At 57.4% G+C, this 22,070-nt stretch carries 22 protein-coding genes and 1 pseudogene; 9 read left to right on the top strand and 14 right to left on the bottom strand.

Annotation, left to right across the window (positions count from 1 at the left end; all coding sequences use genetic code 11):
* The first annotated feature begins 77 nt into the window (after positions 1-77).
* The 3 genes from ACP3TY_RS02515 to ACP3TY_RS02505 all read left to right on the top strand — a co-directional run bounded on the left by ACP3TY_RS02515 (position 78) and on the right by ACP3TY_RS02505 (position 3,285).
* Positions 78-431 (top strand): hypothetical protein, encoded by a 354-nt coding sequence (locus ACP3TY_RS02515; protein ID WP_426619188.1) that lies wholly within the window; start codon positions 78-80, stop codon positions 429-431.
* Positions 432-561: 130 nt separating this feature from the next.
* The gene (locus ACP3TY_RS02510) at positions 562-1,293 is read left to right on the top strand and encodes a hypothetical protein (RefSeq protein ID WP_401244504.1); all 732 of its coding nucleotides are present in this window, start codon (positions 562-564) and stop codon (positions 1,291-1,293) included.
* Between the two features lie 72 nt (positions 1,294-1,365).
* On the top strand, positions 1,366-3,285 hold the full coding sequence (locus tag ACP3TY_RS02505; protein WP_426619187.1) for an alkaline phosphatase D family protein: 1,920 nt from the start codon (positions 1,366-1,368) through the stop codon (positions 3,283-3,285).
* Positions 3,286-3,397: 112 nt separating this feature from the next.
* Here ACP3TY_RS02505 and ACP3TY_RS02500 read toward each other — a convergent pair whose 3' ends face one another.
* A complete protein-coding gene (locus ACP3TY_RS02500; protein ID WP_426619186.1) occupies positions 3,398-4,570 on the bottom strand; it encodes an aspartate aminotransferase family protein in 1,173 nt (390 codons plus the stop codon).
* 102 nt (positions 4,571-4,672) lie between these two features.
* Between ACP3TY_RS02500 and ACP3TY_RS02495 the strand changes: the two genes are divergently transcribed.
* Together ACP3TY_RS02495 and ACP3TY_RS02490 are read left to right on the top strand one after the other, a co-directional pair.
* Positions 4,673-5,578 carry a LysR family transcriptional regulator gene (locus ACP3TY_RS02495; RefSeq protein ID WP_400651313.1) on the top strand — a complete coding sequence of 302 codons (906 nt, stop codon included), beginning with the start codon at positions 4,673-4,675 and terminating at the stop codon, positions 5,576-5,578.
* A gap of 56 nt (positions 5,579-5,634) precedes the next feature.
* On the top strand, positions 5,635-6,039 hold the full coding sequence (locus tag ACP3TY_RS02490) for a GNAT family N-acetyltransferase (protein ID WP_426619185.1): 405 nt from the start codon (positions 5,635-5,637) through the stop codon (positions 6,037-6,039).
* A 15-nt stretch (positions 6,040-6,054) separates the two neighbouring features.
* On the opposite strand, the gene msrA is transcribed toward ACP3TY_RS02490, so the two are convergent.
* The 3 genes from msrA to msrB are packed head-to-tail and all read right to left on the bottom strand — an operon-like array spanning position 6,055 to position 9,145.
* Positions 6,055-6,759: a peptide-methionine (S)-S-oxide reductase MsrA gene (gene msrA, locus ACP3TY_RS02485; RefSeq protein ID WP_426619184.1), complete on the bottom strand. Its 705-nt coding sequence runs from the start codon at positions 6,757-6,759 to the stop codon at positions 6,055-6,057.
* Positions 6,760-6,774: 15 nt separating this feature from the next.
* Positions 6,775-8,583, bottom strand: coding sequence for a cytochrome c biogenesis protein DipZ (locus tag ACP3TY_RS02480; RefSeq protein WP_426619183.1), 1,809 nt, complete (start codon positions 8,581-8,583; stop codon positions 6,775-6,777).
* 43 nt (positions 8,584-8,626) lie between these two features.
* Complete coding sequence (gene msrB, locus ACP3TY_RS02475) at positions 8,627-9,145, bottom strand: peptide-methionine (R)-S-oxide reductase MsrB (protein WP_212545558.1); 519 nt, start codon at positions 9,143-9,145, stop codon at positions 8,627-8,629.
* 151 nt (positions 9,146-9,296) lie between these two features.
* Between msrB and ACP3TY_RS02470 the strand changes: the two genes are divergently transcribed.
* From ACP3TY_RS02470 to ACP3TY_RS02455, 4 genes are all read left to right on the top strand, one after another.
* Positions 9,297-10,007 (top strand): response regulator transcription factor, encoded by a 711-nt coding sequence (locus ACP3TY_RS02470; RefSeq protein ID WP_159814006.1) that lies wholly within the window; start codon positions 9,297-9,299, stop codon positions 10,005-10,007.
* Positions 10,004-11,515 carry a sensor histidine kinase gene (locus ACP3TY_RS02465; RefSeq protein WP_212545556.1) on the top strand — a complete coding sequence of 504 codons (1,512 nt, stop codon included), beginning with the start codon at positions 10,004-10,006 and terminating at the stop codon, positions 11,513-11,515. Before ACP3TY_RS02470 ends, ACP3TY_RS02465 begins: the two co-directional genes overlap by 4 nt.
* A gap of 118 nt (positions 11,516-11,633) precedes the next feature.
* Complete coding sequence (locus tag ACP3TY_RS02460) at positions 11,634-12,335, top strand: hypothetical protein (RefSeq protein WP_053123575.1); 702 nt, start codon at positions 11,634-11,636, stop codon at positions 12,333-12,335.
* 343 nt (positions 12,336-12,678) lie between these two features.
* Positions 12,679-13,821 carry an IS481 family transposase gene (locus tag ACP3TY_RS02455; RefSeq protein ID WP_426619182.1) on the top strand — a complete coding sequence of 381 codons (1,143 nt, stop codon included), beginning with the start codon at positions 12,679-12,681 and terminating at the stop codon, positions 13,819-13,821.
* Between the two features lie 91 nt (positions 13,822-13,912).
* Here the strand turns inward: ACP3TY_RS02455 and ACP3TY_RS02450 are convergent, their stop codons facing one another.
* The 10 genes and pseudogenes from ACP3TY_RS02450 to ACP3TY_RS02405 all read right to left on the bottom strand — a co-directional run bounded on the left by ACP3TY_RS02450 (position 13,913) and on the right by ACP3TY_RS02405 (position 21,992).
* Entirely contained in the window at positions 13,913-14,404 is a 492-nt protein-coding gene (locus ACP3TY_RS02450) for a RidA family protein (RefSeq protein ID WP_159814012.1), read from the bottom strand.
* A 258-nt stretch (positions 14,405-14,662) separates the two neighbouring features.
* Entirely contained in the window at positions 14,663-14,911 is a 249-nt protein-coding gene (locus ACP3TY_RS02445) for a hypothetical protein (protein ID WP_426619181.1), read from the bottom strand.
* A 320-nt stretch (positions 14,912-15,231) separates the two neighbouring features.
* Entirely contained in the window at positions 15,232-15,546 is a 315-nt protein-coding gene (locus ACP3TY_RS02440; RefSeq protein WP_426619180.1) for a helix-turn-helix domain-containing protein, read from the bottom strand.
* Between the two features lie 27 nt (positions 15,547-15,573).
* A pseudogene (locus tag ACP3TY_RS02435) lies at positions 15,574-15,702 on the bottom strand (toxin); the annotation flags it as partial.
* 116 nt (positions 15,703-15,818) lie between these two features.
* Positions 15,819-16,706, bottom strand: coding sequence for a heme o synthase (cyoE, locus tag ACP3TY_RS02430; RefSeq protein ID WP_053123579.1), 888 nt, complete (start codon positions 16,704-16,706; stop codon positions 15,819-15,821).
* Positions 16,707-16,716: 10 nt separating this feature from the next.
* A complete protein-coding gene (cyoD, locus tag ACP3TY_RS02425) occupies positions 16,717-17,055 on the bottom strand; it encodes a cytochrome o ubiquinol oxidase subunit IV (protein ID WP_053123586.1) in 339 nt (112 codons plus the stop codon).
* A complete protein-coding gene (gene cyoC / locus ACP3TY_RS02420; protein WP_042560958.1) occupies positions 17,055-17,678 on the bottom strand; it encodes a cytochrome o ubiquinol oxidase subunit III in 624 nt (207 codons plus the stop codon). The genes cyoD and cyoC overlap by 1 nt, the downstream gene beginning before the upstream one ends.
* A 3-nt stretch (positions 17,679-17,681) precedes the next feature.
* Entirely contained in the window at positions 17,682-19,712 is a 2,031-nt protein-coding gene (gene cyoB / locus ACP3TY_RS02415) for a cytochrome o ubiquinol oxidase subunit I (protein WP_053123588.1), read from the bottom strand.
* 3 nt (positions 19,713-19,715) lie between these two features.
* Positions 19,716-20,657, bottom strand: coding sequence for a ubiquinol oxidase subunit II (cyoA, locus tag ACP3TY_RS02410; RefSeq protein WP_008084799.1), 942 nt, complete (start codon positions 20,655-20,657; stop codon positions 19,716-19,718).
* An 825-nt stretch (positions 20,658-21,482) separates the two neighbouring features.
* Entirely contained in the window at positions 21,483-21,992 is a 510-nt protein-coding gene (locus ACP3TY_RS02405; RefSeq protein WP_053123590.1) for a disulfide bond formation protein B, read from the bottom strand.
* Between the last annotated feature and the right edge of the window lie 78 nt (positions 21,993-22,070).

Genomic DNA, 22,070 nt, shown 5'->3' with positions numbered 1-22,070 from the left:
ATTTTGCTATCTTGCCGTCCACTGTCGGTTGGGGCATAGAGCGCTTCGACCCGCGCTGATTTCAGGAGAGAAATTCGATGGATGTGTTGGTGTTCTTTGTGATTTGGCCAGCGATGTGGGTGTGGGTGGTCAAAGTCCGTGGGACTTGGAATCTGTTGCTTGCCAATGTGTTGGGCGCTATCAGTGGGATGATCGTTGGCCTGACCAGTGCGCAGTTGTGTGCAGGACTGTTCGGTTCAGCGCGGCCACCGGTGCCCGGCGTCATCGGCACCCTGATGGAAATGATGGCGACTGCCGGTGCGCTCATCGGCGTATGGATGTGGGTCGCACGCCGCTCGCAAGTTGAACCTCCAATCGCTCGTCAGCTTTTGGCTGCGCTTTGCGGCACTGCGGCGGGCATCACTACATTCGCGTTTTTCGCCCTGACGTAGCGTTCGTTTGAGCGGTCGGTGAATGTGTTCGTGGCGGCAGACACCGATTTTGATATCTTGCCGTCCATCTACAGCGCGCTGTCTCGACACGCGCTGCATCAAGCTTTTTGCAGGTTAAGGAAAGGATCGAATGGAGTTTCTGCGTTTTCTGGCGTTCATCGCCGCCTGGGGTTTCATGTGGCGCTGGGTGGTAAAGAACCGCGGCAGCTGGAATCTGTTCTACGGCAATATCGTCGGCGCAGCGGGCGGTTTCATTGTCGGGTTGGTGGTGCTGTCGATCACGCTGTCGCTGCTGCCATCCAGGCACAGCGCTGAACAGGCGCCGGTCGAAAACACCGTCGCGCAGAACGTCGAACCGACCTCTTTGCTGCCTGAATCCGAATCAGCGGCGGCACCGGCTCCGCTCGAAAACGCGCCGAACTTCGCCGCCATCGAACCGGACAACACGCCATCGCCGCCGGATTCTGCGCTGCTGCCGAACTACGCCAGCCGCGCGCCGACGTCGATCTCGGAAAAAACCGTACTGGATCAAAGTGACGAGCAGGGACGCAAAGCCCTGACCGCCCTGAGCAAAAAACTCGGGCATGACGCTGACAGCGACAAGTCGATGCTCGCCTATGTCATGTGCAGTCCGCTGGTGACCAGCACCTTGCGCTTCCCGGCCTCGGCGCGTTTTGCCGACAGCAAGGCGATCACCACCCAGCGCTTCAAGAATCAGGTGTACACCTTCAGCAACAGCGTCACCGCGCGCAACATGAACGGCGACGATGTCACCTACCGTTTCGACTGCTCAGTACAAGAACAGGCGTCGTCCGGTGAATGGCAGCTGTTGGCGCTGAAGCTACAGAAAACCGACTCTTAAGCCTCACTTAAGGGTTCAAGGCGCCGGCTGCGCTATCATCGCCGACCTGTGCGCCTTGAGCTTTGTCCCCGGATGTCCGCAACCCTTGATGACCTGACCCCGCTGCCACCTGTTTTGGCCGGCCCGCTGCTGCGACGGCTGGAACCGACTCGGCTGGTGTTGTGGCTGGTCGGCACGCGCCAACTGTCTCTGACCTTGCGCCTGCAAGGTGTAGGAGAGATTCCTCTCGATGCGGCGAAATGCACCGTCATTCCCGTAGGCCGTCAGGCGTTTGTCCATCTCATCGATGTCACCCTGGAAAACGCCCTGCCCTGCGACACCCGCATCGACTACGACCTGCTGATTGACGACACCCACGGCATCGCCGATTGGGCGCCGCATCTGTTGTATGGCACTGCGACGAGCCCGAACCTTGTTGTGCGTTCGCGGATCGATCAGTTGCTGCATGGCTCCTGCCGCAAACCGCATCACCCGGCGGCGGATGGTTTGCTCTGCGTCGACGAGCTTCTGGCCAGCGAAACCGACCCGCAACAACGCCCGGCGCAGTTGATGATGAGCGGCGATCAGGTCTACGCCGATGACGTCGCCGGGCCGATGCTGCGCGCGATTCATGCATTGATTACACGTCTTGGCCTGTTCGACGAGCACCTCGAAGGCGCCGTGGTCAGCGACAGCGCCAAGCTTTACGAGCACCCGGCGAGTTACTACCACCGCGCGGATTTGCTACCGGCGCTGGAGAGCAATGAGACTTTGCGTGAGCGATTTTTCGGCGGCGCACGTAAGCCGATTTTCACCAGCAGCAGCGCTGACAATCACCTGGTGACGTTCGCCGAAGTCATGGCGATGTACTTGCTGGTGTGGTCGCCAACCGCGTGGACACTGGTTAATCCGCAAGCGCCAGCACTCACGCCCGAACGCCTCAAACGATACACGCTCGAACAAACGCGAATTGATACCTTCACAGCAGGTCTGGGCAACGTCGCCCGGGCGCTCGCGCATCTGCCGAGCCTGATGATTTTCGACGATCACGACATCACCGATGACTGGAATCTGTCCGCGCAATGGGAGGAAACGGCCTACGGCCATCCGTTCTCCAAACGCATCATCGGCAACGCTTTGATCGCTTATATGTTGTGCCAGGGCTGGGGCAATAACCCGGACGCCTTCAACGATCTGCTGAAGCAAACTCAAGGTTTGAGCGCCAGCGGCGACGATCAATACCTCGACAGCCCGGTGCAGGACGCACTGATCGATGACCTGCTGCGCTTTCAACACTGGCATTTCGTGCTGCCGAGCAGTCCCGCGCTGGTGGTCATCGACACCCGCACCCGACGCTGGCGCAGCGAGATGGCGCTCAAGCAACCGTCGGGACTACTCGACTGGGAGGCCTTGAGCGAGCTGCAACAAGAGCTGCTCGATCACCCGTCGGCGATCATCGTTTCACCGGCACCGATCTTCGGCGTCAAGCTGATCGAAACCGTGCAAAAGGTCTTCAGTTGGTGCGGTTTCCCGCTGCTGGTCGACGCGGAAAACTGGATGGCCCATCGCGGCGCGGCACAGGTGATCCTCAACATTTTCCGACACTCACGTACACCCGGTAACTACGTGGTGCTGTCCGGCGATGTGCATTATTCCTTCGTCTACGAAGTCCTTATCCGACACCGCAAGGCCGGCCCACGGATCTGGCAGATCACCAGCAGCGGGATCAAAAACGAGTTTCCGCCGACCTTGCTGGAATGGTTCGACCGCCTCAACCGCTGGCTCTACTCGCCGCGCTCACCGCTGAACTGGTTTACCAAACGCCGGCTGATGCGCATCGTGCCGTACACGCCTGAACATGCGGAGGCTGGAGAACGCTTGTGGAATTCGGCGGGGATCGGCCAAGTGTTTTTCAATGAACAGGGGCAGCCGCGGGAGATCTTTCAGCACAACTCGAACGGAAAGGTGAAGACGCGGATGCTGGCGCCGGATATGACGGATTATCCGGACTGAGGCCCTACTGATTTCAAATGTGGGAGCGAGCCTGCTCGCGAAGGCGTCCGACCATTCAACATACATGTCGACTGAGATGACGCTTTCGCGAGCAGGCTCGCTCCCACAGTAATCAGTCGGCGGCCAATACCCGTCCAATCCCCCTGACAATCATCTCCACCTCCCGCTCATCAATCGTCAGCGGTGGCAGCAGTCGTATCGTCTTGCCACGCGTGACGTTGATTAGCAATCCATGATCCCGCGCCGCAATCAGCGTCAGATCACGCACCGGTTGCTTCAACTCGATACCGATCATCAAACCCAATCCACGAATCGCCAGTACATTGGGATTGTCCGCCAACTCTGCACGCAGCCGCGTCAGCAGACGCTCGCCCTGCAGCCGCGCGTTCTCCAGCAAGCCCTGTTCTTCGATAATATCCAGCACCGTGCAACCCACCCGGCAGGCCAGCGGATTACCGCCGAACGTGCTGCCATGGCTGCCCGGCGTGAACAGATCCGCCGCCCTGCCCCGTGCCAGACACGCGCCGATCGGCACGCCATTGCCCAGTCCTTTCGCCAGCGTCATGACATCCGGAACGATGCCTTCGTGCTGGAACGCAAACCAGCGCCCGGTGCGACCGATGCCGGTCTGAATTTCATCGAGCATCAGCAGCCACGCCTGACGATTGCACATTTCACGTAGCGCTTTCAGGTAACCGGGCGGTGCCAGTTGTACGCCGCTCTCGCCCTGAATCGGTTCCACCAGAATCGCAACGATGCGCTCGCCGTGCTTCTGCCGCACGTGCTCCAACGCGTCGAGATCGCCGAACGGCACTTTGACGAAATCCCCCGGCAGCTCATTGAAACCCAAGCGTACCGCCGGGCCATCACTGGCTGACAACGTGCCAAGCGTGCGGCCATGAAAGGCGTTGGCCATCACCACCACCAACGGCTGTTCGATGCCTTTGCGCCAGCCATAAAGGCGCGCCAGTTTCAGCGCGGTTTCATTGGCTTCGGCGCCGGAGTTGTTGAAGAACGCGCGCTGCATTCCCGACAACTCAGTTAGCCGCTTTGCCAGTTGTTGCTGCCAGTCGATGCTGTAGAGATTGGAGGTGTGCAGCAGCAAGCCTGCCTGCTCGCTGATCGCCGCAACGATCCGCGGATGCGAGTGACCGACATTGGTCACGGCCACCCCGGCAACCGCGTCCAGATACTCGCGCCCCGCCTGATCCCACAGTCGGGTGCCCAGGCCTTTAATAAAACTCAGGGCCAGCGGTTGGTAAGTGTTCATCAGGGCGGCGGTCATGACTTCAAACTCCAGTGCAGGTCGGTGTACTGGGAGTATGGTTAGCCACCTGAACTGGATAAACTCGGCAAAACTTCGATCATTTATAAGCAGGACTTGATAATGGATCTGTTCCAGTCGATGAGCGTTTACATCAAAGTCGTCGAAGCCGGGAGCATGACGGCGGCCGCGCTGCAGTGCGACATGTCGACGACGATGGTCGGCAATCACCTGCGCGCGCTGGAGCAACGGCTGGGCGTGCAACTGCTGCAACGCACCACTCGCCGTCAGCGGCTGACCGAGTTTGGCAGCGTTTATTATCAGCGCTGCCTGGAAGTACTGGGACTGGTCGCCGACTCCGAAGCCCTGGCCGAACAAGCCCTCGATCAACCGCGTGGCATGTTACGCATCACCGCGCCGCTGACTTTTGGTGTCGAACGTCTGGCGCCAGCGCTCAGCGAATATTCGCTGCTGTACCCACAAGTAAAACTCGATGTGGTGCTGACCAATGGCCGCCCGGACTTGCTGGAAAGCGGTCTCGACGTGGCTTTTCGACTGGGCAATTTCGAAGAGTCGAACCTGATCGCCCGGCCCTTGATCGATTACACCCTGACCGTGTGCGCATCCCCACAATACGTGGCGCGACGCGGCATGCCGAAAACGCCTGAAGAGTTGCAGCAGCACGACTGCCTGTCGTTCGCCTATCCGGCCGGCGATGACTGGCAATCAGTGGAAAAACGCTGGCGACTCAGCGGCCCGGACGGGGAAATCATGGTCGACGTCAGCGGGCCGATGCTGATCAACAGCTCCGCCGGTTTGCATCAGGCCGCGCGCAACGGCATGGGCATCGTCATGCTGCCGGATGCGCTGGTCGAGCAGGATCTGCGTGAAGGCAAACTGGTCAAGGTCATCCCTGATTACCATGCACCGAGCAGGCCGATGCATTTGCTGTATGCGCAGGATCGCTATCGACTGCCGAAGCTGCGCCGGTTCGTTGAATTTGCCATGCGCATGTGGGGGAAATCCTGACTCCGCGCGTGCTTCAGCTACGCTCGAAACAACGACGAACAAGGACGTAATCTGAAATGAAAAACACACTGAACGTGCGTGATTTGCATTCCGGCGAAATCGAATCAGTGCGGCTGTTTCTGCAACAGCATGACTGGGGACATCGCGTCGGCTCACCTGAGCATTTTGCCCAACTGATCCGTAACTCACAGCGAACAGCCGTCGCGCTGAAAGATGCGCAAATCATCGGTTTCGCCCGGGGCATCAGCGACGGTTTATCCAACGGATACCTGTCGATGGTGGTCGTTGATGACCACCATCGGCGAGAAGGTGTGGGTCGAGCGCTGGTTGAACATGTGATGGGCGACAACCCCGACATCACCTGGGTGCTGCGTGCCGGGCGTGACGGGGCTGAAGCGTTCTTTGCCAGTCTGGGGTTTGAAACGTCAGTGATTGCGATGGAGCGACCAAGGCTAAAGTAACGGGCCTTGATTCGATCACGACCCGCCCTTCACCAACACCGGTTTTTCCTGATAACGCTCCGCAAACATTTGCTTCAAATTCGCCACTTTCGGCATGTCGTTGATCGCGATGTATGGATAGCTCGGATGTTCGGTCAGGAAGTCCTGGTGATAATCCTCTGCCGGGTAAAAACCGTTGTAGCTTTCCAGTTTGGTGACGATCGGTTTGCTAAAGGCATGGGCCGCATCGAGTTGCGTGATGTAGGCCTGTGCGACCTTCTGCTGATCGGCATTGATCGGGAACAGCGCCGAGCGATATTGCGTGCCGCTGTCCGGGCCCTGCCGGTTGAATTCGGTCGGGTTGTGCGCCACCGAGAAGTAGATCTGCAACAGGTCGCCATAGCTGACTTGCGTCGGATCGAAGGTGACTTGCACCGATTCCGCATGACCGGTATCGCCGCCGCTGACCCGCTCATATTCAGCGGTGTTGGCCGCGCCACCGGCGTATCCCGAAACGGCTTTCTGCACGCCTTTGACGTGTTGAAAAACACCCTGAACGCCCCAGAAACAACCGCCCGCAAACACGGCGGTTTCGCTGTGGGCCTGGGTGACTTCATCAAGTGTGGGTGGCGGGATGGCCACAGCGTCTTCGCCGCCGAAGGAGAATGCTGAGACCTGGCCGATCACGCCGACGACCGCAACGGCCAGCAACATACGACGCCATGTGAATTGGGTTTTCATGTCTGTCACTCCATATCAACCGAAGGTAAAGGCGTAGGCGGAAACACCAGGGTCGAGAAATTCGATGCTGAAGGTTCGATCCTTCACGCCGCCGGACTGCCGCACTAATTGATACAAGCGCTGTTCGGTGACTTGGCCAGAGCCATCGGGAGAAACATCGACACCATGCGCATCGCCCGGGGCCTGACCATCAATCGACACTTTGAAGCGCACCGGTTTGCCATCTGCGCCCGGCCCGAGCACCAGATGCAGGTCGCGGGCATGGAAGCGGTAAACGATGCGGCTGGCTGTGGCATCGGCGGTGGCGCGTTCGGCGCCGACGTTCCATTGGCCGCCGAGGCTCCAGTCATTCAGGGCCAGATTGGCCGGCGGGACATAGACGGAAACTTTGTTGGGCACCAGGCCAGTTTCGGGCACGAAATGTTCTGCGCGCTGGTAGCCGAGGTAGGTTTCCGGCGATTGCACTTCGTTCATGTCCGGGGCCAGTTGCACGCCTTTAGCGTCGGCATTGATCAAGCCATCGGCGACGGTTTTCGAACCGGCTTCACGCAACAGTTGTTGAATGACGCGTTCCGATTCGGCGTAGTCCCCTTCACCAAAGTGGTGGTAACGAATGCGTCCCTGGGCGTCGGCAAAGTAATGCGCCGGCCAGTATTCGTTGTTGAAAGCGCGCCAGATCTTGTAGTCGTTATCGATGGCCACCGGGTAATTGATACCCAATTCCTTCATGGCTTTGGTGACGTTTCCTACATCGCGTTCGAAAGCGAATTCCGGCGCGTGTACACCGATCACCACCAGGCCCTGATCGCGATACTTTTCCGCCCAGGCTTTGACGTAAGGCACGGTGCGCAAACAGTTGATGCAGGAGTACGTCCAGAAATCCACCAGCACGACTTTGCCCTTCAACGCTTGCGCATCCAGCGGCGGCGAGTTGAGCCATTGCACGGCGCCATCGAGCGGCGGCAACTGGCCTTCGACCGGCAATGAGCCCGGTGCATTCGCAGCCATTTTCATCGCGCTACCGGCGGCCATCATGCTGCCGTTCGCCAAATCATCTGCCGGCGGAATCTGCGCCATCATCGTGCCGTTCGCATCAGGTTTTTTTGCTGAAAGCTTGCCAACCAATGCTTGCTCGAGCCCTCCGGTAGACGCGGTCGATATCCGCGCGAGAATGCCGGTATCAAGACCCAAAGCGATCGCTGCCACCCCGGCCAACATCAACGCGCCGAGGCCTCGACGAATCCACTCGCCGGTACCGATCGAACGCTTCATGAAGGCAAAAACCTTACCGCCCAGCAACAGCGCTGCGGCCAATGAGGTCGCGGCACCCGCCGCGTAAGCGAGCAACAACAGCGTGGTGGCGATGCTTGCCCCTTGCAGCGCGGCACCGGTCAGAATCAAGCCGAGGATTGGCCCCGCGCAAGGCGCCCAGAGCAGCCCCGTGGCGACCCCGATCAGAAACGAAGCGCCGGGACGCGGGCGATTGTCCTGCCCGGCGGCTTGCGACAGACGACTGCCGGCCGACACAAGTGGCCGGGTCAGGCGCTCGGCCACACGCGGCAGGAGCAAGGTCAGCCCGAACAGCGCAACGAACAGCAACGCGAGCCAGCGCCCGTACTGATTGACTTGCACCACCCAACCGCCGCCCACCGCCGCCAACGAGGCGACGAGCGCAAAGGTCAGCGCCATCCCCGCCAGCAGCGGCAAGCCACTCTTGATAAATGGCTGCCCGGTGCGAGCGAAGACAAAAGGCAGAACCGGCAGGATGCAAGGGCTGACGATCGTCAGCACACCACCGAGATAAGCGAGAACCAAGAGCCACATAGATTTGTCCTGTGTGAGGTGAAGATCGCCCGCGCTTCATGGCTTACGCCGCCACGGTTTTGAAGGTCATGGCTAGGCCATTCATGCAATAGCGCAGACCGGTGGGTTTCGGGCCGTCGTCGAAAACATGCCCCAAGTGACCGCCGCAACGCCGGCAGTGAACCTCTTCGCGCGACATGCCGAACGATCGATCCTGGCGCACCGCCACCGCACGCTCCAATGGCGCCCAGAAGCTCGGCCAACCGGTGCGGCTGTCGAATTTTGTCGCGGAGGAAAACAGCGCCAGATCACAACCGGCGCAGGCAAAAGTGCCGACCCGATGCTCGTTGTTCAGCGGGCTGGTGTAGGCGCGTTCGGTGCCTTCTTCGCGCAGGATCTGGTATTGCTCGTCGCTCAGGATCGAATGCCATTCACTGTCGCTGTGCGTCACTTCAAACATTTCATCTGCCTGCGCTGCGCTGACCACTGCAGCGCTGGTCGACAATTTTGGCAATACACCCGCGACCAGGGCTGCAACCCCTAGCCCGCCGCCCGCTAACAGAATCTGTCGCCGTGAAAACATGGCCGCCTCCGAAAATTCCAAGTGCTCTTCATGGAACACAGCCTAGGCTTGGATTGATCGCCAAATCCTCACAGGGAGTTAACGAATTCGTGATAACTCGCCACGGTAAAAACCCGCACAATGCGTCAATCGCGCCGAAGGGTTGAGCTTCATGGAACAGACCAAACGCGTTCTCGTGGTCGAGGACGACCAGCACATTGCCGACCTGATTTGCCTGCATTTGCGGGATGAACAATTCGAGGTGACGCACAGCGCCGACGGCGACGAGGGCATGCGCCTGTTGCAACAAGGCCATTGGGACGCGCTGATCCTCGATCTGATGTTGCCGGGGGTCGACGGTCTGGAAATCTGCCGCCGCGCCCGGGCCATGGCGCGCTACACACCGATCATCATCACCAGCGCCCGCTCCAGTGAACTTCACCGGATTCTGGGTCTGGAGTTGGGAGCCGATGACTATCTGGCCAAACCGTTTTCGATGCTGGAACTGGTGGCGCGGGTCAAAGCGCTGTTGCGCCGGGTCGACGCGATGGCGCGCAACCTGAAGATGGATGCCGGCAGCCTCATTCTCGACGGGTTGAGCATCGACCCGATCACTCGCGACGTCAGTCTCGACGGTCAGCGCCTGGATCTGACGCCACGGGAGTTCGACCTGCTGTATTTCTTCGCCCGCCAACCGGGCAAAGTCTTCTCGCGCATGGATCTGCTTAACGCCGTTTGGGGTTACAGCCACGAGGGTTACGAGCACACGGTCAATACCCATATCAATCGTCTGCGGGCAAAGATCGAGAAAGATCCGGCACAGCCGACGCGCATCCTCACCGTGTGGGGTCGCGGTTATAAATTCGGTACCGAGCAGCCATGAAACTGACCCTGACGCAGCGCCTGTCTATCGTTTTCGCCGTGTTGCTGCTGGTGTGCTGCGGCACATCGGCGTGGCTGCAGGTGCGCTCCAGCAAGATGCATGAACTGGAAGTGGTGCAAGGGTTGTCGAGGGATCTGGCGCAACACATCGCCCACGACACCGTGCTGATGGACAGCAACGGCCTGATGCCCGGCGCCGTGCGCCAACTGTTCAGTCAATTGATGCTGGTTAATCCGAGTGTCGAAGTGTATTTGCTCGACGGTGAGGGGAAGGTTGTCGGCAGCGCCGCGCCTGAAGGCCGGATACTCCGGCAGCAGGTCGATCTGGCGCCGATTCGCCAATTGCTCAATGACCAGCCCTTGCCGATCCTCGGCGACGATCCGCGCAGCGTGGACGGACGCAAAGTCTTCAGCGCCGCACCGCTGAAGGTCAATGGCAAACCCGCTGGTTATCTGTACGTGGTGTTGCTTAGCGAAGAACACGACCGTTTCGCCGAACGCGGGGCGACCAGCGCCGCGCTCAACACTGCTCTGTTGTCGATCGGACTGGTCGCGCTGCTGTGTTTGATCGCCGGTCTCACCGCATTCAATCTGATTACCCGACCGTTGCGGCGACTCACCGATACCGTCAGCCGTTTTGATATCGATGGAGCACCGCAACCGGTCACGGCGCCTGTGGATAAATCCGCCGACCCGGATGAAATTGCCGTTCTCGACGCGGCTTTCCGGCAGATGCAAAACCGTCTCGGCGAACAGTGGCGCTCATTGACCCGTCAGGATCAGGAACGCCGCGAACTGGTGGCGAATATTTCCCATGACCTGCGCACGCCACTGGCCTCGCTGCACGGCTATCTGGAAACCCTGTCACTGAAGGACGCCACGCTGTCACCGGAAGAACGCCGGCGTTATCTGGGCATCGCGCTGGATCAGAGCCGCAAGGTCGGCGGGCTGGCGCAATCGCTGCTGGAACTGGTGCGGCTGGAACACGGGTTTGTACAACCGGTGCTTGAGCGTTTCTCCCTGACCGATCTGGTGCAGGATATCTTTCAGAAATTCGAACTGACCGCTGAGGCACGACAGGTCGAACTCAAGGCGCAGTTTGTGCCAAACCTGCCAACGGTCTGCGCCGACCTTGGGCTGATCGAACGGGTGCTGACCAATCTGGTGGATAACGCGTTGCGGCACACGCCACAGGGCGGCGAAATCGAACTTGATCTGAAACCCCATGGCGCTTTGGTCGATGTTACGGTCAGCGACACCGGCCCAGGCATTGCACCTGAATTGCGCGAAGGGCTGTTCCTGCGCCCGTTCAATATCGGTGGCGCGCGACGGGATGGCGGCTTGGGTCTGCGCATCGTGCACCGCATCTTGCAATTGCATGGACGCGACATTCAGTTGCTGGACGTTAATGGGCGCGGCGCGACGTTTCGCTTTTCGCTGCCAACGGATCAGCAAACCGCCGAGCAATGGATGGTACGTTCAATGAATCTGCACACCCCGGCCAAATAGTTGAGACCGCCGGCCCGTTGCTCCGTGACAACGCCGCCCCGCTCCCCTAAATTAGTCGACCTGAAAAAGCCCTCGGGCTTGCTCATCTCCACTCAAGTTAAAAAGTAGTGAAATTTCAATGTCCGATTTCAACACCGCTGAATCCGTAGTCACCGAATCGTCCAAAGCGGAATACGAAAACTCCATCAATCTTTCACAACACCTGCCACAAGCCAAAATCATCAGCGAGATGGTGCTGGACGCGTTCCAGTCGACCCGCGAAAGCGACCAGATCCGCGAACTGCGCGCCGCGATCCGTCACGCTCACGACAGCTTCGACGACGACAAGGCTTACGAGCTGATGGGCGAACTCAAGGCACTGAAAGACGCCGAAGCCGCCGACCTCGCCGCCCTTGAAGACCTGAGCAGCAAGTTTTCGATTGGCCGCATCCTGTCCAGCTTCAAGGACGATCCGGCGTTCCAGGAAATCGTTTACGGCCTGGCCCTCAAAGTGCTGAATCAGACCCATCAGGCGATCAGCAACCCGAGTGGCGGCAAGAGCAAAGCCGCGAAGAAGAAAGAAGTCGAAATCTTCACCATCAGCAAAGACGGCATCAGCGTGACCCTGCCACTGCGCACACCGCGTTCGCGTCTGAATGTTGATCGTGAAGCGCTGGAGTTCCTCGGTTTCACCTTCGTCGGTGAAGGCGAAGAGGCGGAACTGGAAAGCGAAGTCTTCGTTGATAACGACGGCGCCGAGCAGGCCGTGAACCGCAAGAACATCATCACTGCACTGCAGAAGCAGACAGCGTTTGATGGGTACAGCATCGCTGCGCAGTAATTTTCAGCGCTGACGAAAAAGCCCCGCATTGGGATTCAGTGTGGGGCTTTTTGGTTTTCGGCTTGGGTTTAGTGGGATGGCCTACACCGAGGCCCCTCACCCCAGCCCTCTCCCGAGGGAGAGGGGGCCGATTGGGGGATATTGTAGAAGTACGCCGAAATGAACTTGCTGTGTCGAATCCACAATCGCCTCGATAATTCAGGTCGGCGTATATCTTGAGAGCCCCTCGGTCAGTCCCCTCTCCCCCCGGGAGTGTATGTACCGGACACATGGTGGACGGGTGTTCGGAGACATGGTGGACACATTTTAATAGACACATTGCTCATCACCAAGGAGATGACCTGTGTCCTGGGAAGAGGTGTCCACCGTGCAGCTTCGTTCAGAATTCGTGCTTTTGGCTCGGCAAGAAGGGGCCAATGTTCGGCAGCTTTGCCGTCGATTCAATATCAGCCCAAGCACTGCCTACAAATGGCTCAACAGGTTTGAAAATCTCGGTGCGCAAGGGTTGATCGATCAGTCTCGACGACCAAAGACGTCACCCAAACGCTGCGCTGAAGAGGTTGAGCAGCAGATTCTGAACGTGAGTCAGGAGTACGCCGCTTGGGGCGCTCGCAAGCTCAAGCGCGTGTTGGAAGACGACGGCAAAGTGATGCCCTCCGTCAGCACCGTGCATGCGGTTTTACAGCGTCATTCGCGCGTTGATCCAAAGGCTGCCGAGACCAAACCGTTTATCCGGTTCGAGCACGAGGCGCCCAACGATCTTTGGCAAATCGACTTCAAGGGTCATATCAGCCTGAACCACGGACGTTGCCATCCGCTGACGATACTGGACGATCACTCGCGGTTCTCACTGTGCATCGCTGCGTGCGCCAATGAGCAGCGCCGAACCGTCCAGGAGCAACTAATGCGGACCTTTCGGCGCTACGGTCTGCCTCTGCGCATGACGATGGACAACGGTTCGCCATGGGGTGACCAGACCGGTGTTTACACCGCGCTGGAGGTCTGGCTGATGAGCCAAGGCATCAAGGTCGGCCACTCCCGACCTTATCACCCGCAAACCCAGGGAAAGCTGGAGCGCTTCCACCGCAGTCTGAAAAGGGAAGTCCTGCAAGGTCAGCTCTTCATCGATCTGGACGACGCACAACGGGCGTTTGATATCTGGCGTGAGATTTACAACCAGAAGCGCCCGCATCAAGCACTGGGCATGCAGGTTCCTGCTACTCGCTACAGCAGCAGCCCGCGGGAATATCAGGAGCAACCGGCGGCGCCTGAGTACGACGATGGAGATGTGGTCAGGAAGGTTCAGGTGAAGGGCGAGATCTACTGGGGCAACCGTGAATACACTGTCGGGAAGGCGTTTTACGGGAGGTCAGTGGCTATCCGGGAAACGACGGAGGACGGCATCCACGATGTCTACTGGAGTAGACATCGTATCGCCCGAATCGACTTGAACTTGCAGATCGTCACGGCAGGTAAGAAGATCTAAAACCGTCCACCATGTCTCCGAACATGTGTCCACCATGTCTCCGGTACATACAGGGAGAGGGTTAGGGTGAGGGCAAGTCGCGAAATCAGACTCAAGCCGCAGGATGCAACGCCACAATCATGTCCACTTCAATCGCCGCATTCTTCGGCAACTGATACACCCCCACCGTCGTCCGCGTATGCCGCCCGGCATCACCGAGCACATGGCTGAACACATCCGAAGCACCATTGGCCACTTCACTCAAATCGACGAAATCCGGCGTCGACTTCACATACACCGTGACCCGCAACAACGCCTTGATCTTGTCCAGCGACCCCACCGCATCAACAATCAGCGCCAGACAGCGCATCGCACTGATGCTCGCCGCCGCCTGCGCATCCTTGAGCGTCAACTCCAGCCCGACACGACCGGGATACTGAATCTTGCCGTGAGTGCGCGGCACCATCCCGCTGATGTACAGCTCATCATGATGACGAATCAGCGGCGCGTAATTACCGCCAGCCGTGTTCTCGCCATAGATGTCGTAATTCAGCTCTTGTGCCAGGGCAATAAAGCGTTCGTCGCAGGTCATCCTCTCAGTCATGTCGGCTAGCCTTGTGATCAGTGCATGAAAAAACGCAGGTTACAACAGTTGAGCTTCAGTGAATAACGAAGGGTTGTCGATGGCTGGAGCCGAATCTGAAAATTTAACCAGCAGGCCGCAGTATGTACCTCCAGGGCAAAAAAGCTCCGCACTCTCTCGAGAAACGAAGCTTTTCAAAGGCACTTTTAAACATGAGCAGCTAAAGATGAGATTTTTTAGTCGATACCGGCTATATCGGGCGGATACCCGATGACAAATTTAGGGGATCAACATGTCGATTCCTTTTACAACCGTCCCATCCTCTTTCAACTCGTCGTCCCCCAAGAACACCTGCCAGAGCCTGTAATGTTCGAGCGTCAAATCCTTACCATAAGCAGTCCAGAAAATCGTCACACTAGAATCAGTGGCTCTCTTGAATGTTCCCGAACTTTCAGCGTAGCTTTTTTCAACAAGTTTGATTTTCGTACCAACTGAGACATTTGCAAAAGAACACTTCGAAAAAGCCATGATGATTACTCCGCCTGTAGGTGAGCTATGAACATAGACTCTTAATAAAAAGCGCTCACCTGTAAAAAATGACAGTTATTCAGACGTATCTCTCATAACCATCAAGCTTTTAATTGCTAACATTGCTGCAGTGCGTCGACTTACCTTGGCTAAGGTCTCACACATCCAGTCTCCATAAGCCAACAAAAAACCCCGCACATTTCGCAATGTGCGGGGTTTTCTTGAAGCATTCAAAACTCATGACTGTACGTCTGCAACAAATCCGCAACTGATGCTCCGAAAACAAAATGCGCTATTAGCTAAAACCTGAGTTTAGCGCGCTAAACAGCGCTCAAACGCTCGACCATGTCTGGGAACTTCTCAACCAAACGAATCAACAGGGCTGCTTGAGCATTGGGCTTCGACTTTTCCTGCTCCCAGTTTCTCAAGGTGCTGGGGCTTGTTCTGATTCGCTTGGCAAAAACCGCTTGGGACATATGTAACCTTTCCCGTAGCGCGACAATTTCCTGGGCGCCAACCTCGGGAACAGGTTTGTCCTCGCCGATCGTATTACGCAACGTAATTTTGCCTTCGCGTTGAGCTGCCATCTCATCAACGCCCTGCATCAACTCTGCAAACAGGTCGCGTTTTTTCATGGGGTGCCTCGTGCTTTTAACTCTCTAGCGCGGCATCACATCGCCAGCCAGCGGATTACCCTGCAGAAAGTCCTGCAGCTCTCGATACTCATCGTCCGTCAGGTAATGACCAACGTTCGCAGTAAAAACTGTGGTTTCAAAGAAGACAGTTCGCATGACCAAACTATAGGCAGATTGCCTATAGACAGACTATCAACAAATCACGTTTCCGTTAAACAAAAAAACCCCGCACATCTCTCAACGTGCGGGGTTTTTCATACAGCCTTTAAACCTTACGGCGCGTACGTCAGCAGCAACTCTGCGGGCACCTTGAAGTCCAGGGACATCATGACGCTCAACGCGGTGATGGTGAAGATCGAGAACACGAACAGCTTGCGTGCCCAGACCGTGTCATCCACCGCTTTGTAGCCAGTCCAGGCCATGTACAACCAGTACATGCCCATGGCCGCTGCTACAGCGAGGTAGCTCATGCCGGCGTAGCCGCTGAAGGTCAGCATCAAGGTCGCCACGAGGAACGCCAGGATGTAGAGCAGGATGTGCTTCTTGGCCACTTGAATCCCGCGCTTCACTGGCAGCACCGGAATCGATGCGGCCAGGTAATCGTTGAAGCGGAAAATCGCGATGGCGTAGGAATGCGGCATCTGCCACAGGCTGAACATCACCAGCAGCGTCAGCGCGGCCATGTCGAAGCTGTTGGTTACGGCAACGTAACCGATCACTGGCGGCATGGCGCCCGACAGACTGCCCACCAGCGTGCCGTGAACCGACTTGCGCTTGAGGTACAGGCTGTAGAAGCCGACGTAGATAACAAAGCCGATTACGGCGAACAGGGCAGCCAACGGGTTGGCCACCTTGTACAACAAGGCAACGCCGAGAACACCAAGGATGGTCGCGTAAACCAGTGCCAGTTTCAGGGAGATCAAGCCCTGCACCAGCACGCGGTTTTTGGTGCGTTCCATCTTCAGGTCGATGTCGCGGTCGATGCAATTGTTGAACACGCAACCGGAGGCGACAACCAGGGACGTGCCGATCATGGCTGCCAGAAACACCGCCAGATCGACATGCCCTTTCGAGGCCAGGAAGAACCCGCCTGCCACAGAAAGCACGTTACCGAAAATGATCCCCGGTTTGGTGATTTGGATAAAGTGCTTAAGCGACATCGGGTCTACCTCACTTCGCCATCATGTACGTGTGGATGCTGAACATGATCCACAACGACAGACCAACCAGCAGCACGATCACAATCGCGGCGAACACGAAGGCGATCACATTGTTACGTTGCGCAGCCGAGCGATCCAGGTGCAGGAAGTACACCAGGTGGACAACCACCTGGATCACGGCGAAGGCCAGAACGATCATCAGCGTGATCGACTTCGGCAACGACGGGTACATCACCAGAGCAAACGGGATCGCAGTCAGGATCACCGACAGGATGAAGCCGATCGCGTAGGACTTGACGCTGCCGTGGCCGGCGTCGTCGTGGCTGTCATGGGAGTGTGCGTTAGCCATTACAGGGTCCCCATCAGGTAAACAACGGTGAATACGCAGATCCACACCACGTCCAGGAAGTGCCAGAACAGGCTCAGGCAGCTCAGACGGGTCTTGTTGGTCGCCGTCAGGCCGTGCTTGTTGACCTGGTACATCATGATGCCCATCCAGATCAGACCCGCGGATACGTGCAGACCGTGGGTACCGACCAGGGTGAAGAACGCGGACAGGAAGCCCGAACGGCTAGGACCGAAGCCCTCGGAGATCAGCAGGTGGAACTCGTTGATCTCCATGGCGATGAAGCCTGCGCCCAGCAGGAAGGTCATGAACAACCAACCCAGAACCTGCTGCTTCTTGCCTTTGTACAACGCCAGCATGGCGAAGCCGTAGGTGATCGAACTGAACAACAGCAGAGCGGTTTCGCCCAGCACGTATGGCAGTTCGAAGATGTCGTGGCCCGACGGGCCACCGGCGACGTTGTTTACCAGTACCGCGTATACCGCGAAGATCGACGCAAACAAAATGCAGTCGGTCATCAGGTAGAGCCAGAAACCGTATACGGTCATCTCGCCCGAATCGTGGTGATGGTCATCGTGCCCATGTTCACCATGGGCGTGTCCAGCATTGGTCACTAAATTCGACATGGTTTAAGCCTGTTCCAACGAGGTTTCAACACGGGTGGCATTGGCCGGGATTTTCCCTGCCGCGACCAGACGCTTGTGCTGCTCGGCTTCGATACGTTCGATCGTTTCAACCGGAACCATATAGCCCTGATCGTCACGTGCAGCGTGGATCACGAAGTAGACAACAGTGCCTACCAGGCTCGCGATGGCCAGCCACCAGATGTGCCAGATCATGGCAAAACCGAAGACGGTCAACAGTGCGCCCATCACCACGCCAGTGGCGGTGTTGTTCGGCATGTGAATCGGCTCGTACTTGGCCGGACGCTGGTACGCAGTACCGTCTTCCTTGGCTTCGGTGAACGGGTCGATGCAGTCAGCTTTTGGCAGCACAGCGAAGTTGTAGAACGGCGGAGGCGACGAGGTCGACCATTCCAGAGTGTGTGCATTCCACGGGTCACCGTGATCGCAAATGTTCTCTGGCTTGTTGCGGTCACGCACACTGACGTACAGCTGAATCAGTTGGCAGGCGATACCGACAGCGATCATCACCGCACCGAACATGGCAACGTACAGGTACGGTACCCACTCAGGGTTGGTGGTGGCGTTCAGACGACGGGTCATGCCCATGAAGCCCAGTGCATAGAGCGGCATGAACGCGACGAAGAAGCCGGAGATCCAGAACCAGAACGCTGCTTTACCCCAGCCTTCGTGCAGCTTGAAGCCGAACGCTTTCGGGAAGTAGAACGCGAAACCTGCGATGTAACCGAATACCGCACCGCCGATGATCACGTTATGGAAGTGCGCGATCACGAACAGGCTGTTGTGCAGAACGAAGTCAGCACCCGGGATGGCCAGCAGTACGCCGGTCATGCCGCCGATAGCGAAGGTCACCATGAAGCCCAGGGTCCACAGCACCTGGCTGGTGAAACGCAGACGGCCCTGGTAGATGGTGAACAGCCAGTTAAATAGCTTCACACCCGTCGGGATGGAAATCAGCATCGTCGCCAGACCGAAGAAGGCGTTGACGCTTGCACCCGAACCCATGGTGAAGAAGTGGTGCAGCCAAACCATGAAGCCCAGTACCGAGATCGCGCCCGAGGCGTAGATCATCGAGTGGTGGCCGAACAGTTTCTTGCCGGTGAACGCCGAGATCACTTCCGAGAAGATGCCGAATGCCGGCAGGATCAGGATGTAAACCTCAGGGTGGCCCCACGCCCAGAACAGGTTGACGTACATCATTGGATTGCCACCAAGTTCATTGGTGAAAATGTGGAAATCCATGTAACGGTCAAGGGTCAGCAGTGCCAGGGTAGCGGTCAGGATCGGGAACGAAGCCACGATCAGAACGTTTGCCCAGGTGCAGGTCCAGGTGAAGATCGGCATGTCCATCAGTTTCATGCCAGGGGTACGCATTTTCAGTACGGTCGCGAGGAAGTTAACCCCGGTTAACGTCGTACCTAACCCGGATAACTGTAGCGCCCAGATGTAGTAGTCCATGCCCACGCCAGGGCTGTACTGCAGACCCGACAGCGGTGGATAAGCAACCCAACCGGTCTTGGCGAATTCGCCAACGCCCAGGGACAGGTTGATCAGCACAACGCCGGACACCAGCAGCCAGAAGCTCAGGGAGTTCAGGAACGGGAACGCAACGTCACGCGCGCCGATCTGCAGCGGCACTGCAAGGTTCATCAGGCCGGTGAAGAATGGCATCGCCATGAAGATGATCATGATCACACCGTGAGCGGTGAAGATCTGGTCATAGTGTTCAGGTGGCAGGTAGCCAGGCGAACCCTCGGTGGCCATGGCCAACTGGGTACGCATCATGATGGCGTCGGCAAAACCGCGCAGCAGCATGACCATGGCGACGATGATGTACATCACGCCGATTTTCTTGTGGTCAACCGAAGTCAGCCACTCGGTCCACAAGTACGTCCACTTCTTGAAGTAGGTGATTGCAGCGAACAGCGCCAGACCACCGAGGGCGATCATGGCGATGGTCACCATCACGATCGGCTCGTGGAATGGGACTGCTTCCCAACTTAATTTACCAAACATCGTTTACTCCTCTGCCCCGGCAGCTGAATGCGAACTCGAGTCAATTTCCGTGGCCGCCACTTCTTTCTCTTTCTTCTCGTGCTTCAGCGGCTTGCCCGGCTTCATACCTTCGTACTTGTCGACGATGATCTGGAACTGGTTCGGCGTGACCGAGGAGTAGAGCTCGACTGGGTTGTTCTGGCTTGGCTTGGCAAGGGCTGCGTATTCAGCTTGATCAAGCTGTTTAGGTGACTTCTTGACTTCACTTACCCAGGCGTCGAAATCTTCCTGAGTCGTGGAGATAGCTTTGAACTTCATGCCGGTGAAACCCGCGCCGCTGTAGTTGGCGGAGATACCGTCCATTTCAGCGTTACGGTCAGCGATCAGGTGCAGCTTGGTCTGCATGCCCGCCATCGCGTAGATCTGGCCGCCCAGACCCGGGATGAAGAACGAGTTCATCACAGCGTCAGAGGTGATCTTGAAGTTGATTGGCGTGTGCGCCGGGAACACGATCTTGTTGACCGTGGCGATGCCTTGTTCCGGGTAGATGAACAGCCACTTCCAGTCCAGCGCGACCACTTCGATGGTCACAGGCTTGACGTCGGATTCGATCGGACGATACGGATCCAGCTCGTGAGTCGAGATGTAAGTGATGTAACCCAGGGCAATGATGATCAGAACCGGGATGGTCCACACCGCCACTTCGATTTTGGTCGAGTGCGACCATTTCGGGGTGTAGACGGCATTCTTGTTCGACGCGCGGTATTTCCAGGCGAACAGGAAGGTCATGACGATAACCGGCACAACGACCAACAGCATCAGCAGGGTCGCGGTGATGATCAGGTTGCGCTGTTCCAGGCCGACCTGGCCCGTTGGATTGAGCAAGGTCATGTTGCAGCCTCCCAGCAACAACGTGCCGAGCAGCGGCACTAGGCCTAGTAATCTGGGGTACCTGTTTTTACTCATCTCACGACCTCTAAAGCAGCTTGCGCAATGCAGTTGGGTTTTGATCGCCAACACTTCACCCTGCCAAGGGTTGGCATTTTCTTTGGATTGAATAAGGGCCGCCCGTCTCGCGTCAGACGCTCGACAAATCCTGGGACAGCGGTGAGTTCTTATTCGAATTCGTGGTCAAAGGCCTAGTTACAGACCAATTCCATTTGGTGCGGAAAGTTGGAAGGCACCGACACCTGGGTGTCTTGGAAGCCTAACGACTCACTCGACACCCGACTTCCTGCTCGCCTCCTTAATAAAGGCTGAACAGTGCCGGGAATTCAGTGCGGGCGATTGTAGATAGGTAGCGCCCTATACACCATGTCTTATCCCGAAATAATTTTTATCCGTTCGAGCAACAATCCATCGCCATTTTTGCAAAAGTTCCACATGTTATCGAAATCGATTCTCAACAAAAACACCAAAAATTGTAGGTCTACCCGCCTCAGTTCAGACAGCTCTGATGGCTTTTTCCCACGTCGATATCAGCGTAAAGCCCGATAACACAAGGGCTCTGGCCATTTGCCAGAGCGTGTTAAAACTGCCTGTTCGAGCGTTTGTGCTTAAAAGCAGAAAATTGCCGAAACAGACCAATGTTTTTGTGTAACAGGAGGCCAATCCGGCTCCTCGCGAAGCCCTGCGACACACCGCGTGTGACAACATGTCGCACACCTGTCGCACCCTCCGTTGCCGTTCGTCACGGTGTTTTCACAAAGTCTCTGAAATGCAAAACGCCCCGATTTACTGATCCGCAAATCGAGGCGTTTTCTGTATCGGCTTGCTTGCCGAATAGTTGACTCAGCGCAGTGCCTTGCGGTTACGCGAGGTCAGCAGCGGCACCAGAATCACCACCAGCACGAACGCCACCAGCGCCCATTGCGCCAGCGACAGGCCGAGGATCGGCGGGTACGGCGTTGAGCAGAAACCGTCGACCTGAAAGCCCAGCGGGAAGATCTTCGCCAGCGGCAGATCATCGACAATCGGCTGCAGCACATCGATGCCACAGCTCACTGCCGGATAGAACTGCGTGTACACGTGGTGCCCGGCGACAGCCGCGCCAGCCAGTGCGCAAATCACCACCAGCACTTCGAACACGGTGATGCTGCGACGCGTGCGCATGGCCGCCCCGATGAACGCGAAGATCGCAATCAGCAGCAACGCATAACGCTGCAAGATGCACAGCGGGCATGGCGCTTCACCGAGCACGATCTGCATGTACAACGCCCCACCGATCAGCGCCAGGCAGATGATCCCCAACAGCACCAGAAAGCGCCGCTCACGTCCCAACCGCATTGTTTCCTCGCTCATCGCGTTTCCCTTGTATGTCCATGGTTCAGCCGGCGTGCGGCTGAAAGTTGCCGCAAGTCTACACCGGGGGAATAAACG

The organism is Pseudomonas rustica, assembly GCF_049959085.1.
Classification (GTDB): Bacteria; Pseudomonadota; Gammaproteobacteria; order Pseudomonadales; family Pseudomonadaceae; genus Aquipseudomonas; species Aquipseudomonas rustica.
This window is presented reverse-complemented; position numbering and strand designations above follow the sequence as displayed.